Here is a 248-nt window from a genome sequence, read left to right on the forward strand (position 1 = left end):
TCCTCAGCCGGACGCCTCAGCTGTTTCCAAGCCCTCCCATGACCATTTCGGCATCTGCAGCCCGGCCGGAACATCCTCGGCTGAGCGTTCGTAGCGGGCCATGGTGTTGGTGGTGGTCCAGGCAAAGTAGTCATGCAGGACGCCACGAAGCGGATCATCCACAACACCCACATCAGTCAACGCGCGATCGAAGCACTCCACCGCCCGCCGATTCATCTCGCTGTGGGGACCGTTCCCGCTGTGCATCC

At 62.1% G+C, this 248-nt stretch carries 1 protein-coding gene; it reads right to left on the reverse strand.

What is annotated here, in order from left to right; genetic code table 11:
• Positions 1–3 precede the first annotated feature (3 nt).
• Positions 4–248: globin family protein (locus ACPYOM_RS23310; RefSeq protein WP_481347791.1), on the reverse strand; the 245-nt coding region annotated here is incomplete at its 5' end.

The sequence above is a fragment of the Monashia sp. HAY1-2A genome (assembly GCF_056755315.1).